At 37.0% G+C, this 16277-nt stretch carries 19 protein-coding genes; 8 read left to right on the forward strand and 11 right to left on the reverse strand.

Features of this window, described 5'->3' with window-relative positions:
- The coding region (locus ACF8D3_RS09880; RefSeq protein ID WP_392471294.1) for an ESPR domain-containing protein at window positions 1–1025 on the reverse strand (1025 nt) is incomplete at its 3' end.
- A gap of 233 nt (window positions 1026–1258) precedes the next feature.
- Between ACF8D3_RS09880 and ACF8D3_RS09885 the strand changes: the two genes are divergently transcribed.
- The 3 genes from ACF8D3_RS09885 (at window position 1259) to ACF8D3_RS09895 (ending at window position 3167) form a co-directional block, all read left to right on the forward strand.
- On the forward strand, window positions 1259–1615 hold the full coding sequence (locus ACF8D3_RS09885) for a LuxR C-terminal-related transcriptional regulator (RefSeq protein ID WP_004878803.1): 357 nt from the start codon (window positions 1259–1261) through the stop codon (window positions 1613–1615).
- Window positions 1616–1664: 49 nt separating this feature from the next.
- On the forward strand, window positions 1665–2264 hold the full coding sequence (locus tag ACF8D3_RS09890; RefSeq protein WP_392471297.1) for a phage tail protein: 600 nt from the start codon (window positions 1665–1667) through the stop codon (window positions 2262–2264).
- 201 nt (window positions 2265–2465) lie between these two features.
- The gene (locus ACF8D3_RS09895; RefSeq protein WP_392471299.1) at window positions 2466–3167 is read left to right on the forward strand and encodes a LuxR C-terminal-related transcriptional regulator; all 702 of its coding nucleotides are present in this window, start codon (window positions 2466–2468) and stop codon (window positions 3165–3167) included.
- Between the two features lie 115 nt (window positions 3168–3282).
- On the opposite strand, the gene gspM is transcribed toward ACF8D3_RS09895, so the two are convergent.
- The 5 genes from gspM to ACF8D3_RS09920 all read right to left on the reverse strand — a co-directional run bounded on the left by gspM (window position 3283) and on the right by ACF8D3_RS09920 (window position 7298).
- Window positions 3283–3762: a type II secretion system protein GspM gene (gspM, locus tag ACF8D3_RS09900; RefSeq protein ID WP_004878798.1), complete on the reverse strand. Its 480-nt coding sequence runs from the start codon at window positions 3760–3762 to the stop codon at window positions 3283–3285.
- On the reverse strand, window positions 3762–4901 hold the full coding sequence (gene gspL, locus ACF8D3_RS09905; protein ID WP_392471302.1) for a type II secretion system protein GspL: 1140 nt from the start codon (window positions 4899–4901) through the stop codon (window positions 3762–3764). Before gspL ends, gspM begins: the two co-directional genes overlap by 1 nt.
- A 41-nt stretch (window positions 4902–4942) precedes the next feature.
- Complete coding sequence (locus ACF8D3_RS09910; RefSeq protein ID WP_004878795.1) at window positions 4943–5398, reverse strand: histidine phosphatase family protein; 456 nt, start codon at window positions 5396–5398, stop codon at window positions 4943–4945.
- A 207-nt stretch (window positions 5399–5605) separates the two neighbouring features.
- Window positions 5606–6679: an NAD(P)H-dependent glycerol-3-phosphate dehydrogenase gene (locus ACF8D3_RS09915; protein ID WP_392471304.1), complete on the reverse strand. Its 1074-nt coding sequence runs from the start codon at window positions 6677–6679 to the stop codon at window positions 5606–5608.
- A gap of 40 nt (window positions 6680–6719) precedes the next feature.
- Entirely contained in the window at window positions 6720–7298 is a 579-nt protein-coding gene (locus tag ACF8D3_RS09920) for a nitroreductase (RefSeq protein WP_007480264.1), read from the reverse strand.
- 197 nt (window positions 7299–7495) lie between these two features.
- Here ACF8D3_RS09920 and ACF8D3_RS09925 point away from each other — a divergent pair, with 197 nt between their 5' ends.
- Window positions 7496–7879 carry a hypothetical protein gene (locus ACF8D3_RS09925; protein WP_392471306.1) on the forward strand — a complete coding sequence of 128 codons (384 nt, stop codon included), beginning with the start codon at window positions 7496–7498 and terminating at the stop codon, window positions 7877–7879.
- 49 nt (window positions 7880–7928) lie between these two features.
- Here the strand turns inward: ACF8D3_RS09925 and ACF8D3_RS09930 are convergent, their stop codons facing one another.
- Window positions 7929–8171, reverse strand: a complete 243-nt coding sequence (locus ACF8D3_RS09930) for a hypothetical protein (protein WP_392471308.1) — start codon at window positions 8169–8171, stop codon at window positions 7929–7931.
- Between the two features lie 153 nt (window positions 8172–8324).
- A complete protein-coding gene (locus ACF8D3_RS09935; protein WP_007480262.1) occupies window positions 8325–9512 on the reverse strand; it encodes a phosphoglycerate kinase in 1188 nt (395 codons plus the stop codon).
- A gap of 139 nt (window positions 9513–9651) precedes the next feature.
- Here ACF8D3_RS09935 and ACF8D3_RS09940 point away from each other — a divergent pair, with 139 nt between their 5' ends.
- Window positions 9652–10035, forward strand: coding sequence for a DUF2237 family protein (locus ACF8D3_RS09940; RefSeq protein WP_004878785.1), 384 nt, complete (start codon window positions 9652–9654; stop codon window positions 10033–10035).
- Window positions 10035–10628 (forward strand): Maf family protein, encoded by a 594-nt coding sequence (locus ACF8D3_RS09945; RefSeq protein ID WP_392471311.1) that lies wholly within the window; start codon window positions 10035–10037, stop codon window positions 10626–10628. Before ACF8D3_RS09940 ends, ACF8D3_RS09945 begins: the two co-directional genes overlap by 1 nt.
- A gap of 40 nt (window positions 10629–10668) precedes the next feature.
- Here the strand turns inward: ACF8D3_RS09945 and ACF8D3_RS09950 are convergent, their stop codons facing one another.
- Window positions 10669–12159 carry an MFS transporter gene (locus tag ACF8D3_RS09950; protein WP_392471313.1) on the reverse strand — a complete coding sequence of 497 codons (1491 nt, stop codon included), beginning with the start codon at window positions 12157–12159 and terminating at the stop codon, window positions 10669–10671.
- A 126-nt stretch (window positions 12160–12285) separates the two neighbouring features.
- Here ACF8D3_RS09950 and ACF8D3_RS09955 point away from each other — a divergent pair, with 126 nt between their 5' ends.
- Window positions 12286–12870: a TetR family transcriptional regulator gene (locus tag ACF8D3_RS09955; RefSeq protein ID WP_004878778.1), complete on the forward strand. Its 585-nt coding sequence runs from the start codon at window positions 12286–12288 to the stop codon at window positions 12868–12870.
- Complete coding sequence (locus ACF8D3_RS09960; RefSeq protein ID WP_392471316.1) at window positions 12871–13395, forward strand: GNAT family N-acetyltransferase; 525 nt, start codon at window positions 12871–12873, stop codon at window positions 13393–13395.
- A gap of 216 nt (window positions 13396–13611) precedes the next feature.
- Here ACF8D3_RS09960 and cpaB read toward each other — a convergent pair whose 3' ends face one another.
- Window positions 13612–14229: a metalloprotease secretion chaperone CpaB gene (gene cpaB / locus ACF8D3_RS09965; RefSeq protein WP_392471318.1), complete on the reverse strand. Its 618-nt coding sequence runs from the start codon at window positions 14227–14229 to the stop codon at window positions 13612–13614.
- Window positions 14230–14240: 11 nt separating this feature from the next.
- A complete protein-coding gene (gene cpaA / locus ACF8D3_RS09970) occupies window positions 14241–16019 on the reverse strand; it encodes a metalloendopeptidase CpaA (protein WP_392471320.1) in 1779 nt (592 codons plus the stop codon).
- Between the last annotated feature and the right edge of the window lie 258 nt (window positions 16020–16277).

Here is a 16277-nt window from a genome sequence, read left to right on the forward strand (position 1 = left end):
GCACCTGTCGCGCCTACATCACCCTTGTCGCCTTTATCACCCTTGTCACCTTGCGCGCCCGTTGCGCCTGTCGCTCCAGTGTCACCTTTATCGCCCTTATCACCTTGGGCACCTGTCGCCCCAGTGTCTCCTTTGTCTCCCTTATCACCTTGAGCACCTGTCGCGCCTACATCACCCTTGTCGCCTTTATCACCCTTATCACCTTTTAGAGATGCCAGCCATTGTGTCTCATTGCCAGTGAATCCATTATCTTGCGCTATTTCATAAGCACTTTTACCATCTGCACCAGCGCCAGTAGGTAAACTGTCAATTTGGCTCTGTAAACTTGTCAATTTAGTATTTACGGCACTAAACGCACTGCCTACATTATTATAGTTAGATCCTTGAATCGTATATGTGGGATTACCAAAAAAACCATTTGTAAAACCAGCCCCACCGCCTAAAGCTGCGGCCAGAGAGTTTAACTGCCCATAATTCACTGCATCATTTGTAGAAGTACCATTTGCAAGATTGGTAATCTTATTACTGTTAAAGGAGATTTCACCACTGCCGATATCATTTCCAAGTGCACCTTTAGACGTTATCCCTCCAGTCCCCACCTTTAAAGTGTCTGTGCTAATCGTTACATTCATATCGTCATTTAATAACTTATTATCAGAAACGAGTGTTCCAGATGGCTGGTTTAAACAATACAGCGTTCCCCAATACTGCTGTGAAATAATTGAGTTATTTAGTCCAGCTGTTGCGATACTCGGATTGGTATTTGCCCCTTGAGCACCACAAGTAATTACCTGTTCAGCAAATGTTTGTTGCGAATATATCGTTGTAAAAATTAAACTTATAGCCATCGTGATTGGCTTCAAAGTCAGGGTGAAATTATTTAATTTTTTGATGTTTTTAATATTATCTAATGATTCCGAAACAGATATCGACTTATTGGTCTTTCCCGCACCTTTAGCATTTTCTGATACGACAATGATGCACCCTTGAGCTTTGCTCCAAATTTTTTTAAAGATATGGTTCATGTTATTCCCTACTTTTGTGAGTATAAATACATAAATTAGAGAATATTTTCTAAAACAATGAATCATTGAAATTTGGTATAAATTTAATTTTTTTAAATAACAAATTTCAATGATGTGCAACTTAGACATTTACTTTTTAATAACCGTGCTGCAAACAACAACGATTTTTCTAGAAAGGAATAATATGAACAACACCACCTTATTAAGTCATAGAGAACATGAAATTTTTTTAAATGTTAGCTCATGGTTTTAGAATTAAAGAAATTGCCGCAAAACTATGTATTAGTGATCGAACTGTTACAACACATCAAGAAAGAATTTACCAAAAACTTAAAATCCATCATCGTGCTAGCCTGATTCAATTTTCACCTTATTATTTAGAACTTCTAAACTTACTTACTCCTAGAGAAAGTACAATTATTGAATTACTGACCCAAGATCTTTGTAGTGAAGATATTGCTGAGGAATTAAATTTAACAGTTGAAACAATCTATAGCCATCGTAAATCAATTAATAAAAAATTAAGAGGTCTTCAAGAAAAATACGATGTTTTGGGGATATTCAGACAAAAACAAATTTCCTTTAATTAAATGGCACATAAACATCAACAACTTTTCAAGAAAATAATAGGTAAAAATTATGAGCGCAGATCCATATTTAGGGGAAATTATTCTTGTTCCATATACTTTTGTCCCTCAGGGATGGGCAGCATGTAATGGGCAGTTACTATCAATAGCCCAATACCAAGCTTTGTTCAGCTTGTTAGGCACAACTTATGGTGGTGATGGTCGAACTACTTTTGCTCTTCCAAATTTAGGTGGTCGTTTTGCAATGGGGCACAATAATACCAATCAATTGGGTCAAAGTGCTGGTCATAACAGTACGACCTTAACCGTTGCCAACTTGCCTGCACATAATCACATTGTTCCTGCTGAAACCGTTTCAACTGCAATCTCTTTAACATTGCAAGCAAGTAACGGTGGAGGAAATACAAGTGATCCAACAAATGCCGTGTGGGCAAATGCAAATGATCCAACTACAGGCGGTATTTTTGATACTTTTACTCAAAATCCAAGCCAATTGATGAATATGAAGCCTGTAAGTTCGCCTGCGAACATACCATTACCTCAACAAAATACATCAATTGCAGGTGGCAGTATTCCTGTCGATATCACAAACCCTTATCTTGTGCTTTATTACATTATTAGTTTGCAAGGTATTTACCCTTCTCGTTCTTAATTTATAAATGGGTTTCTATTTATTGATAATAATTTAAATAGAAACTCATTATCACCACATAAACAATTATTAAAAAGCATATTAAAACAAACTAACAAATAAAATTAAGATCCAATATTATTAAAATTATTTAACAAAGATATAGAAAATAAACACCATATGTTTATAATAATTAAATACAGATAACAATAGAATAAAATCATGGTTGAGCAACTACAGGAAAGGCAAGATTTATTTGATAAAAATATCTTGAGCACCATCTTGCCTAAACCCGTGTTAATTGCAGAAGAAGACCAAAAACTTCAAAATAGGTTAACAAACTTATTAATTAAATTAAATTATAAAAATGGTGATTTAATCATTTCAAATACCCTCCAAGATGCTCTTTCTATTGTTAAAGAAAACAGCGTTGCTTTTGCCTTAGTTAATTTAAACCTACCTGATGGAAATGGAACTAAGCTTATTCAAACCCTGAAACAACAGAATTCGAATACTTTAATATTGGTTATCTCTGAATGGGATACAAAAGAAGCCGTCTTAACTGCAATTCATGCAGGAGCAACTGGTTATTTATTAAAAGAAAGAAATGATGTTGAAGTTTCAATGTCAATCAAACAAATTTTACAAGGTGGAATTCCTATTGATCCATTTTTAGTGCGTATCATTTTATCAGCAAGACTAAGACAGCCAATTAAGCTTGAACATTCTCCTGAAAACCTATCTACAAGAGAGTTAGAAATTTTAGAATTTGTGACTCAAGGGTTTAACAATCAAGATATTGCAAATGAATTAGGCTTATCACGGTATACCATAGAAGCACATTTACGCAATATTTACAGCAAACTTTCAGTCGATAGTCGCTCTAAAGCCATTAAAATTGCATATTCTCTTGGCCTTTTTTAAAATAAATACAATCTTTATTAAATAAAATTCACTTAATTTTTAAAATAAATAAAGGTGCATTTATTACTAAATAACACCTCAATTAAATATATTTCAAAGGCTTCTGAAAATTAAATTATTCAACAGTCGCTGATAATTTAATTTGATTATTATTAGAAACCATTTCCATTTTTTGAATACTTAATCCCATCTGAGACAATTGCATTAAAAAATTAGCAAGCACAGCATAATTTTGATGTTCTGCGACGATTTGGATTTGCTCACCACTTTGTTGTGATGAAACTGCTAGCCCCTGCTGTTGAGCAGTCCGTTGAATTTTATCTGCTGGTGTAAGATCAAGATCATTCGCAGGCTTCATCGTTGCAGCATTACTCTGCATCCAAACCGTTAAATCTTTAAGTTCATTTAAACGTGTCTGTTGCTGATCTGCTAAAGAATGCATTTTCCAAAGTGCAGAACCGATAATCACAACTGTTAAAAATATTGCAGTGAAAACCACCATAACACGTTCACGAACAGACAAGCTCTGTAAATACTGACTGACTGCTTCAACCTTTTGATCAAAAAGGTTTTTTATTCCTGTAAATGCTTTCATTATTTTACTTTTACCACCCCGATTGCACCTACTGTATCGGCTTGCACGTTACCTAATTCAGCCTGAAATCCTTGTTGATTCAACTGTTGAGTTAATGCTTGTAAATCATCCGATGATTTGGCTTTCAATGACATCGTCAATTCAGATGCATCGTAATTCACTTGCTGAGCAAGGATTTGTTTTTGCATTAGAATAGGACCAACACGACTCAACAGTGACAATGCTTGCGTATCACCTAACTGGCTCATTCTGAGCTGGCTTTCAAACTGACTTTTTATATTTTGTTCAGTTACACGACTGTTTTCACCAAACCAATATTTATATTGATCAATCGCTTGGGCTGCTGTTTGATCCGCCACCTTTTTGAGCTTAGCCCAGCGTAAACCATCATAAGTCAACTGAACGAAAATTACGGCGATAAAAACGATTGCAGCAGCTTTCCAGTAACCAGACCATTGCACATCAGCATTTTTTGCTTTTGGAAGAACATTAAACGGATGCTGTCTAGGTCGTTGTAACTGCTGAAATTGGTAACTAAACTCACTGCGCTGATCTTTACTCGAAGCAGTTGCCAAACTATCTAATTGTTGAATATTGAGATTAGCAAACTTGTATTGAGTTTCTGGTGTTTGAAACTCAAGAAATAGACCTAAGTCATCAACAGAGTTACCAGACCAAAGATTTTCTCGAACAAGCAAATGATCGTAAATATTTGTGATCACAACTTCGGCTTGTTCTGGTTCAGGTAACATCAAAAAGTCAGGTAAAAAAGCAACAATTTGAATAGGTAATAAACTTAATGCATGCTGCCAAGTTTCAATGGATGATTGTGCTACACCTAAAATATTAAGTTGATCATTTTGAAAATGATGAACGACTTTCATTTGATCAATAGGTAAAGTTACAAACTCTTCAAGGAGGTATTTTATTCCTTCTTGCCCCAACTGTTTGTAATGTGCTTTCGTCATTGTTTGTTGCAAGATTTGAGCATTTCGACTCGGGAAAAAAACTGTCGTCTCTTTCCCTTGATGCTCTTGTAGATCCTGAATGAGTTGTTCAAGACTTTCAGCGACTAACCAATTTTCCCCTGCCGACCAATACCATGTTCCATTGGTTTCGGGCATCCATATATACAGCATCGGTTTTAATTACCCTTTTATCCGCTTAGGATAGATAAAATTTATATTGTTGGCGTAAAACGTTTCTTTTGTGTCGATAAGCCATTTGCAATCACAGTCTGATCATAAATACGCGCTTCGGCTAATGCAAATGGATTAAAACTTTCATGTGTTAATTGTTCTGCAATATGCGCTACGACATTCATATGACATACAACTGCAATAGATTCATATGGTAGTTTTGACAACCATTCTATCGCATCTTTAGCATCATCATCAGGTTTAATTTTATCGCAGATTAAAACAGGAATACCTTCAAAGTGTGCCTTGATATGTGACAATGTTTCTTGAGCACGCAATAAAGGACTTACAATAAAAATCTCAGGTCGAATGACATCTTTTAGAAAATGTCCTGTTTGATCAGCTTGCTGATGTCCACGCGGTGTTAATGGACGCTTGATATCATCACCATCAATAGCTGGAGAAGCTTCACCGTGACGAACTAAAGTGAGTTGCATAAAAATACCTTATTTCTTATCTCTATATTTTAACTATGATTGATGACAATTTGATAAATCTATCATCACTTTACCAGGCCCTTTCTAAAAAGGGCCAATATATCTATTTTTTATCCCAGCCTTAGCTTAAAAGATTGAGATAATACCAATTAAAAGATATTTAATTGGTGCCAGTATCTTTGTTTGCTGAAAGACCTAAAAGCCACCCTACACTTCATGATGTGGTAGTACGAACTCGACATCACTGCGATGACCATTTTTCATCAAAGATAAAGCGATCGTCATCGGTGGCGCATTTTCAAAAATAACTTCATATAAAGCATTAGTAATTGGCATATACAGATCAAGTTCTTCCGCTTTAGCACGAACTTGAACAATTGTATTGATCCCCTCAGCCGTTTGTCCTAAAGCTTTGGTTGCGTCATCCAATGTTTTACCTGAACCTAAAGCAAAACCAATTTGATAATTTCGGCTTAGTGGACTATTACACGTTGCAAATAAATCACCAACACCTGACAATCCCAAGAAAGTTAATGGATTAGCACCTTGCTTAACCGCAAAACGACTCATTTCAGCCAAAGCACGGGTCAAAATCATACTCTTGGTATTTTCACCAATGTTATATGCCGCACCCATTCCCATCGCCACGGCATAAATATTCTTTAACGCACCACCAAGCTCTACACCATGTACGTCATCACTACCAAACACACGGAATAAAGCACTGTGCAATGCATGCTGCACAGCATAGCGAACCAATTCAGATTCACTCGCAATCACTGTACCTGATGGCATACCTGCCATAATTTCTTTTGCCAAATTTGGACCTGACAAAACCCCATAAGGGACTTCAGGTAATTCTTCACGAATAATATCGCTCATGAAGCTAAAAGTTTTTGCTTCAATCCCTTTCGTGAGTGAAACTACAGCTTGCGAGGTAATAAACGGCGCAATTTGTTTTAATACATCACGGAATGAATGACTCGGAATTGCAACAAGAATAATGTCGCGATCTCTTACTGCAAGCTCTAAGTCGGCAACTGCACGTAATGCAGGCTCTAATGGATAATCAGGTAAATAACGTTTATTGATATGCGTTTGATTGATCTCTTCAGCCGCAGCAGCATCACGAATCCAAATCATGGTATCGCAACCATTACGTACTGCTAAATTTGCCATAGCAGTACCAAAACTGCCGCCACCCAACACGGTGATTCTTAATGCTGTTTTTTGATCGACCGCAACAGGCTCAACTAAATCACTAAATTTTAACTCTGTCATTTTTTATCCTGAAACTCTATTTTTAAATCTAAAATAAATTTTAAGTCGCTTGCCATGTTTTCATGAATACTTGGCTATCAATTTCAGCGCGTGGTGGAATTGCTTTTGCTGCCGTTCCAACATAAATAATGCCTGAAATGAGATCTTGCTCTTTTAAGCCAAGTTGCTGTTTTAACCAGTTTGATTCAACCACTGCTCCAGAACGCCACATACTTGCAAAACCTTGCGCTTGTAAAGAAAGCAAGAAGTTTTGAATCGCAGCACCTGTACTAAGAATCTGTTCAAAATGAGGAACTTTAGGATGATCTTGTATCGTAGTTAAAGCGAGTACTAACATCGGAGCACGGAACGGATGTTGTTTTACCCTGTCCAACTGAGATGAATCTGTCTCACCTAAATCAGCTAAAGCATTGGCTAACTGCTCACCAAATGCAGCCCTTTGCTCTGGAGTAATAATCACAAAACGAGTTGGTTTCAAACGATGGTGGTCTGGTGCAGTTAATGCAGCTTGGACAGCTTTTTCGAGTTGTTCTGAATTTGGAGCTGGCTCAACGAGTTGACCAATAGATTGACGTTGATGGATATTTTGATGAATTGTCTCTATATTTGAGTCCGTCATTGACATGAATCTAACTAACACAAGGATTTCGCTAGATTAGCATAATATATCTAATCTCCACTACTGATCCCCTACGCGCTTCACGATCAATTTTAAAAATTTAACAGACCCTCAGCATAAACTGTACATAATCAGCTAAAGCAATCAAAAGTTGTGTGTTCAAATAAAATAATTATGTAGTAACTAGAGAAAAAGCAATGAAAAAAACTTTGATGATGAGTGTATTAGGTGGCTTAGCACTTGGATTAACGGCATGCGCATCTACACCAACCAACACCATCGCGATTCAAAAAGAAAATAATCAATATGAAGTGACTGGAATTGGCAAAACCAATCTCATTTCAAAAAATAACGCAGTAAGTGCAGCGCAAAAAACGTGTACTAAAAATACGTCACCTGTCGTCGTTGATGAGAAAACGACTTATCAAGGTGTACTAAATGGTGTAGTCGATGAGCAAACTGGAAAAATGGTTGAAGCCGCCGCAGGTGTCATTGGGACATTGACTGGTAAAAATGCGTCTTTGGCTAAAGATGATGATTATCAAACTACCCTAACATTCTACTGCAAACCAAATGCTTAAATAAAAAAAGCCGATGTGATCACATCGGCTTTTTTTATTTCAGAACAGCTTACTGAGCTTCGCTCGCTGCTACTTCTGATGCTGCACTTTCTACAACATCAGTATTCTTTTCATCTAAATTCGGTTTATCGATCGCAGCGATCGCAGCTTGTTGTTCTGGAGTAGTCTGTGTTGCTACAGTTGAAGCTGCTTGTTCTTGCTGTTCAGCGTTATTCGCTTCTTCTTTTTTTGCACATGCAGTTAACATGATTGGTGCAATGATTAAAGCGGCAAGAGTTAATTTAAATTTCATCACGGCTTTCCACAGTTACTTGGTTAAGTTGATGACAATCATATTGCAAATATATGACAATTTTATGACTACTTTGTAATGCAAAAGTAAAAGAGCCGATTTACATCAGCTCTTTAGCTCTATCTTTTATTGTAAATCAATCAATTAACGCAATTAAGCACGTTCGAGTAAAACAGCAACAGCAGGTAAAGTTTTGCCTTCTACAAATTCTAAGAAAGCACCACCACCTGTTGAGATATAACCAATTTGATCAGCAACTTCATATTTATCAATCGCAGCAAGCGTATCGCCACCACCTGCAATTGAGAAACCAGCTGATTCAGCAATCGCCAATGAAAGTGCTTTCGTCCCTTCACCAAATTGATCAACTTCAAATACACCTACTGGGCCATTCCAAAGAATTGTTTTTGAAGTTTTTAAGATCTCAGCAAAAGCTTTAGCAGTTTCAGGGCCAACATCTAAAATCATATCAGTATCTGCAACATCTTCTACTTTCTTAACAACTGCTTGAGCATTTGCTAAAGAACCCAAAAAGTCACTGAAGTCAATTTGAGTTGCATCAGCAACCACGACATCAGTTGGTAATGGCACACTTACTTTTGCAGCAATTTGTTTTGCTGTTTCAACTAAATCAGCTTCGTAAAGTGATTTACCCACATTGAAACCAGCTGCAGCTAAGAATGTGTTTGCAATACCACCACCGACGATCAATTGATCACAGATTGTAGAAAGTGAATTCAGTACATCGAGTTTGGTTGAAACTTTAGAACCCGCAACAATTGCAACCATTGGCTTTTCAGGTGTTTGCATTGCACGACCTAAAGCATCCAATTCAGCTGCCAACAAAGGACCCGCCGCAGCAACTTGAGCAAAGCGTGCTGCACCTTCAGTTGAAGCTTCTGCACGGTGTGCTGTACCAAATGCATCCATAACGAATACGTCACAAAGTGCTGCATATTTTTTAGCAAGCTCTTCGTTATTTTTCTTTTCGCCATGATTGAAACGAACGTTTTCAAGCAATACAACTTGACCTGCTTCGACTTCAACACCATCTAAATAATCAGTAAATAATTTTACTTCTTGGCCTAAAGCTTTTGTTAAATACGCTGCTACAGGAGCAAGTGATTGTTCTGGTTTTGGCTCACCCTCTACAGGACGACCAAGATGAGAAAACACCATAACTGCTGCGCCTTTTTCTAAAGCAGCTTTAATGGTTGGCAATGCAGCACGTAAACGTGCATCGCTAGTAATTTCCCCATTTTTTACAGGAACGTTTAAGTCTTCACGAATAAGAACACGTTTACCTGCTAAATCAAGGTCAGTCATGCGCTGAAAATTCATGGATGGCTCTCTAGTTGATTTTAAAAACGGCACAATTTTAAATGATTCTCTGAAATAAAGGTGAGTTTTTTTGCAGAAAAGCTGTCTAAAGCTTCACTTTTGATTATGATAATCATCGTCATTAAATCTATATATTATTATGTCTATTCATCCAGATCCTAAAATTAATCGCTTAAATGTGCTTGGCGAACCTTTATCCAGCTGTTGTTATGACCCAATCACTGGGTATTTTCGTAACGGTTTTTGCCATACGGCAGTTACTGATCTAGGTCAGCACACCATGTGCGCCCAAATGACTTCAGATTTTCTTAATTTCTCACAAAAAGTTGGCAATGACTTAATTACGCCATTACCCGAAGTAGGTTTCCCTGGCCTAAAACCAGGTGACTTCTGGTGTATCTGTGTGACCCGTTGGGTTGAAGCATATGAAGCAGGACATGCTCCTCCAATTAAGCTAAATGCTTGCCATAATGCGGTACTACACTATGTGCCTCTCAATATTCTTGTGGAATATGCAGTCTAATGAAGCCATTAGAATTGATCTTGGCTTCTAGTAGCCAAACCCGTAAAGATTTGATGGATCGTTTACGTTTGGACTATCGTTGTATTTCACCTGATATTGATGAATCTGCAATGGGTGAATTACATGCTGATGATTTAGCTAAACGATTGGCATATGAGAAAGCTCATGTTATTTCCGCAGAGCATCCTAATGCCATTGTCATTGGCTCTGATCAAGTGGCGTGGCGTGAACATGCACCCTATGACTTTATTGGTAAACCATTAACTGTTGAGAATGCCATTCAACAATTACTAAAAAACTCAGGGAAAACTGTTTTTTTTAGTACGGCGCTCAGTGTTCAACATTTGCAATCTGGCTTTGAAACAACGCTCGTAGAACATTATCAAGTCAAATTCAGAGAACTTACTTTAGCTGAAATCGAACGCTATATTGACATAGACAACCCCTTGCATTGTGCAGGCAGCTTTAAATGTGAAAGCTTGGGTATTAGCTTATTTGAGAAAATGCAGGGTGATGATCAAACCACGTTGATGGGGCTACCTATGATTCAGTTATGCAAGATTTTGCGGAAATTCGGATTGAATCTTCCGTGAGAAACACCCTTAGCTTGAATGACCAAACTAAGGGTAATCTTTATTCTTCAACAACAGTCACTTTCTTTGGTAAAGCAAAATAAATAAAAATAGACAATATAAAAAACAGAAAAGCAGCGACATTCAGAACAGAACGATGTGATTGAATGAATGCTTGTTTCGCAGCATCAATGACTGTTTCAGCAATCGAAGGCTGTAACTGTTTGACGACTTGCATCGCCTCTCCGATTGAACCACTCACCTGCTCAATGAATGCATGAGGCAACTCATTTGGAATAATAATTGAGTTGGCATAAAACCATGAAAGCATCAAACCGAAAAATGCAATTCCTAGCCCTGCCCCTAATTCATATGCCATTCCTTCGATTGCTCCTGCTGCTGTCGCTTTACTCGGAGGTACAGAAGACATAATTGCTGAGGTAGACGACAATAATGCAATTTCCACACTTAATCCCAAAATCACCATCCATGCCCAAGCCGATATTTGTGCACTCATAAAATCTGTATGCGCCAATCCCCATAAGCTAATCGCACTCATTAACATTCCAAGTGACGCAACTGAGCGTAGACCAAAGCGATTCACCAACAAACTTGCAATTGGCCCACCCAAACTAATGGCGATCATAAATGGCAAGATAAATGCGCCTGCTGCAAGTGGTGAAAGCTGATAAACAAACTGTAATTCTTGAGAAATTAATAGCTCAAACCCAACCAAAGCCATCATTGATAAAATGGCCATGATGACGCCTGTCGCAATCACAGGATGCTTAAACAATTGGATATCGATCATTGGAGCATCAGAAATTAACTGTTTACGTACAAACCCAACCAACAAACTCAGACCCACAGCAAAAATCAGTACCGACCAAATTGAAAAGCCGTGTATCACTGATTTAATGGCATAAATCATACTTAGAATAGCCACAACTAAAATAAGCGCTTGCAATAAATTCAAGCTTTGCTTGGGTTGCCCTGTTTGCTTTGGAATTATTAAAGCTGTCATGATTAATACTGCAAGCATAATTGGCACATTAATCAAAAAAACTGAGCCCCAATGAAAGTGCTCAAGTAAAAAACCACCAAGCAATGGGCCAAAGGCTGCGCCACCACCACCTACAGTCGCCCAAATACCCAAAGCAAAGTTACGCTGTTTTTCATCTAAAAAAGTATTGCGTACAGCGGATAAAGTCGCTGGCAAAATCATTGCTGCACCAACGGCGAGTAATGCCCTTGATGCAATCAAAGTCAAAGCTGTTGGTGAAAATGCAGCAGCTAAAGACGCTAAACCAAATAATAGACCACCAATAAGCATCAATCGTTTAAAACCGATACGATCACCCAAAGCACCCATTGGCAAAATAAGACCAGCCATAACCAGTGAATAAATATCAATGATCCACAACATCTCATTTGCCGATAGTCCAAGTGACTCACTCAATGTAGGTGTAGCGACATGTAAAATAGTTGCATCGATCGAAACAGGAAGATAGATCAATACAATGATTGCAAGAATTAACCACTTGCGTGACATAAATGCCTCTAAATTCTGGACAGTTGTTCAAATTGGTGCAATTATAAGCAAAATTGAACACTTGTCCAACTTTAAAATATAAGTTAATTTGTATCTGTTTTTACAAACCGAGTTTTGGTCAAAAAAATGGCTTATTTAAATCGAGAACAACGCCGTGAAATGATTTTACAAGCAGCGATGCATGTTGCTTTAAATGAAGGATTTTCAGCGATGACTGTTCGCCGTATTGCAACCGAAGCACAAACCTCCACAGGACAAGTTCATCATCATTTTGCATCAAATTCTCACCTTAAAGCAGAAGCTTTTATCAAACTTATGCAACAACTCGATGAAATTGAAGACCAAGTAAATACTGTAAATTACTTACAACGTGTCTCTCTTTTATTAGGTTGCGAAAATATTGAGCAAATTCAGCCCTATCTCCGCCTGTGGAATGAAGCTGAAATCCTGATTGATCAAGATTCAGAAATCAAACATGCCTATAATCTAGCGATGCAAGATTGGCATCGCTCAATTGTCCGAATGATTAATGAGGGTAAAAACCAAGGTGAATTTAACTTTGAATCAGATAGCCAAGACATTGCTTGGCGATTAATTGCTTTTGTTTGCGGTCTAGAAGGTATATATAAATTAGGACTGAATGGTCTAAATGATGCAGACTTTAAACGCCATACCGAAGCTATTTTACAAGCAGAGCTATTTAGAAATTAAATGAATTACACATTACCAATATTACAAAGCTCAAGAGTCAATCTATTTGTATTTCAAATGGATGATCTAGTAGAGATATACCCTTGTATTACCAAAACCTTAACTCGCTATATGGCTTGGGAACCTGCTGAAAATTTTGAAGCATTAGAACAAATTGGACAGCAATGGCTGCTAGCCGAATCAGAGAATACAGATCATCACTTTGTTTTACGGTGTAAAGAAACGCATATTTTTATTGGTCTGATTGGTGTACATCGCGCCCAAACAGCCACACCAGAGCTAGGTCTTTGGATCATAGAAGACTATCACAATCAAGGTTTTGCCAAAGAATCAATTTACGAAGTTTTCCGCTGGGCTTCTGAAAAAATACAACATAAATATTTTTTGTATCCCGTTGCCATTCATAATTATGCAAGTAGGAAACTGGCAGAGTTTTTAGGTGCCACAGTTGCAGATAAAAAGACTGAGAGGAAATATGACGCTGTCATTTATCATATTCCTCCGTATTTAGACCAATTAACTTAAAACCAACTTTTTTCCTTTCAGAATTTCATCTGCACAACGTAAAGTTTCTTGGCTCAAACCCCAAAGAAGATAATCCCCATTTGCCGAGGTAATATTAAAATTATGGGTATAGGCAAAAATCAAACCATTCAGATAATATAGCCTTCCTTGCACTTTACTTTAAGTAGAACCAAATTCCATTCAGAACTAATTACTTAAGCATAGGATATTCATAGTCTAATGATCATGTAGCTCATGATCCTCTACACCATCATCAATACTCTGGACTACGCCTTGTCCATTTTTTATTTCTGCAGTGTAATTACCTTTGTCACTATATATTTGAATAATTGTATATTGATCTTTTTGACTTTGAGTAATCGTAAAAAAATTTCGCTCTGGGCTTCCTTGATTAAATTTCCCTCGCCAACACAGAATATCGCTATCTACTTTTTCAATTTCAACAATCGTGCCCTCTCGATTTATACCATACTCTAACATTTGGAATTTAACAGTATCTCCAACATTTTTAGTTTCAATAATATTTTGATTATAAGCAATCGCCATTCCTTTTCCGCTTTTGGATAAAGGTAATGCATCACTATTTGTTAAATCTTCATCTTGAATTTCATGAAACAAAACCATTTCAGTTTTAGCTTTTGCTAAGTCATTAGATGGAATATCCAAATTCTTACGTGGATACCCACCATCTGTATTCAAGATTTCAGGTTGATTTTCATCAGAAATTATATTTTGAACAGATTTAGTTGCTTGGTCTGGCTTTAAAAAAAATACCAAACCCGCAGCCACGACAAACGTGACTGCAAGCAAAAGGAGAATATTTTTATTTTTCATTCAAAAATCACTTAATTGTATTGAGAGATTCGGACAACATTTGCGTTAATAACACCTACAGCATCCTTCTTACCCTCTTCTCCTAAACGAACACCATATTTCGGATTATATAAATACGGACTTGAATAGAAGTTTAAGTTATTACCACCTAAAGCTGTACTTCCTAGAGGATGCGTAAATCCTGAACCAATGTTAGTTGAGTCACCGTGATAAATACCCAAATTATGTCCTACTTCATGACGCATCGCAGCAACTGAACAACCTGCTATATCATTTGCACCGATCATATTGTAAGAACTCGCATTGATCCAAGCCCAACCACATCCTCCTGCACCAGGCTCATTACCTTGGTAATAAACACCATCTGCTAATACACGTTTACGCTCTGCTTGAACAGTTGTATCTGAACGCCCAACATTAATCGCATCAAGTAAAGTCGATGCTGGTATTTTATAAGTCAAATAACCAACGTCTCGTAGATAGAATTTAGCTGATGAATTCTCAGCAGTTAAATTGGTTAAATTCAATCCTTCAGTCATTCGAATTTTAGCTGCACTATCGCCCAATATAGTCGAAACTTCAGGACTATTGACCAACAACATATCTACTACATAGCTGTCAGCAACCCAACCTTGGCTCGTGTAAGCAAAACGTCGATTTTCGCCATTTTTGATCGTTTCAGAAAGACCATTCTCTGCAACTATAAAACTATTCGAATCAGCTGTAGAGCTCACAATCACTTTATCGCCTACTTGTGCATAACTCGGCAGATTTAATGTTTGCTTCCAATTTGTATTTGAGATTTTTACCTTTAAAGTTGGTTCAGTCATACTAGGTAAAGTTGAAGGAATAGTTGTATTTGCATCAATTGTTTTTATCGGAGACGACATCAGCACCCAATGCGCACGATCACTCACATACATAAACTCATACTGATCTCCTTTTTTCAAAGTTAAGGTTGCAGTAGTATTGATATTCGTATTTGAAATTTTTGCTGACCAAGTCGCTGAAGATTTTACAACTATTCGATCCCTATCATTTGCTATTGCTGGTAGTGTGAAATTTGGTACCCAATTTGCATCAGCAAAACTTACTTCAGTTAATGGTGATGACACTGCATTAAGCGAGCTTCCAATATCTTTCACGTTTAATTGTAGTGGTTTAATATATTCAGGTATCCATTTTTGCAATGCAGAATTGTATTTAAACCAATATTCACTGCCTTTATTTAGGTTATAACTACTCGGGAAAAGTAAATTATCTTTAGCTAGTTGTGATGGGTAAGCCGCTGTGGAAGTAATTTGAACTAAACTACCATTATTTACATTTGAAGGTAATGCAATAGTGCTTGCCCATTTTCCATCAGCAATAAGTACATGTTGAATTTTTGCCGTACTTAGTGACATTTGCTCGTATTGTGAGTTGTTCACTGGACTAAGGGTCGCAAGCTGAATTAACCATTTCTTTATGTTTGCATCGAATACAAACTGAAAACTGTCTCCACTTTGAATTTCCAAGACTTCTAACGGTAAATTTGTGTTGGAGGTATCTAGGTAACTTTTATAAGCAGCACTAGATTGAATCGTAACTTTATCTAGATGATTTGCGGTTGTCGGCAAATAGAGATTTTTTGCCCAATTCCCATTTGACAATGCAAAAGTTAATTCGCTGTATCCATTCGGGATATTACCTGAATTGTTAATCTGATTTGGAGATAAGATTGTTGATGCATACACCGCAGATGCTGCTATCGCCCCCACTAAACAGATCGCCTTTAATCCAAATTTCATTTAATAATCCTTGTTTTTGTGTTTTTTGCATGATTAAAGCTATCAAAAAAACATTCTAAAAACAAAACTATTTTGTAAAAAAATAAATAACTATCAATAATTTAATTTTAATAAATATGCATACGTGTTCAAATTTCTTTTTAGAAACAACTACTCAAGCAATCTTGAAACAATTACTTGGTATTAAATCTTAAATTTGGATGGGATTGCCTAATCTGCCGCATATTTATCTTTTTATTAAAATCAACTTAAGAATAT

It is taken from the genome of Acinetobacter sp. YQ_14 (genome assembly GCF_043102985.1).
Lineage (GTDB): Bacteria > Pseudomonadota > Gammaproteobacteria > Pseudomonadales > Moraxellaceae > Acinetobacter > Acinetobacter venetianus.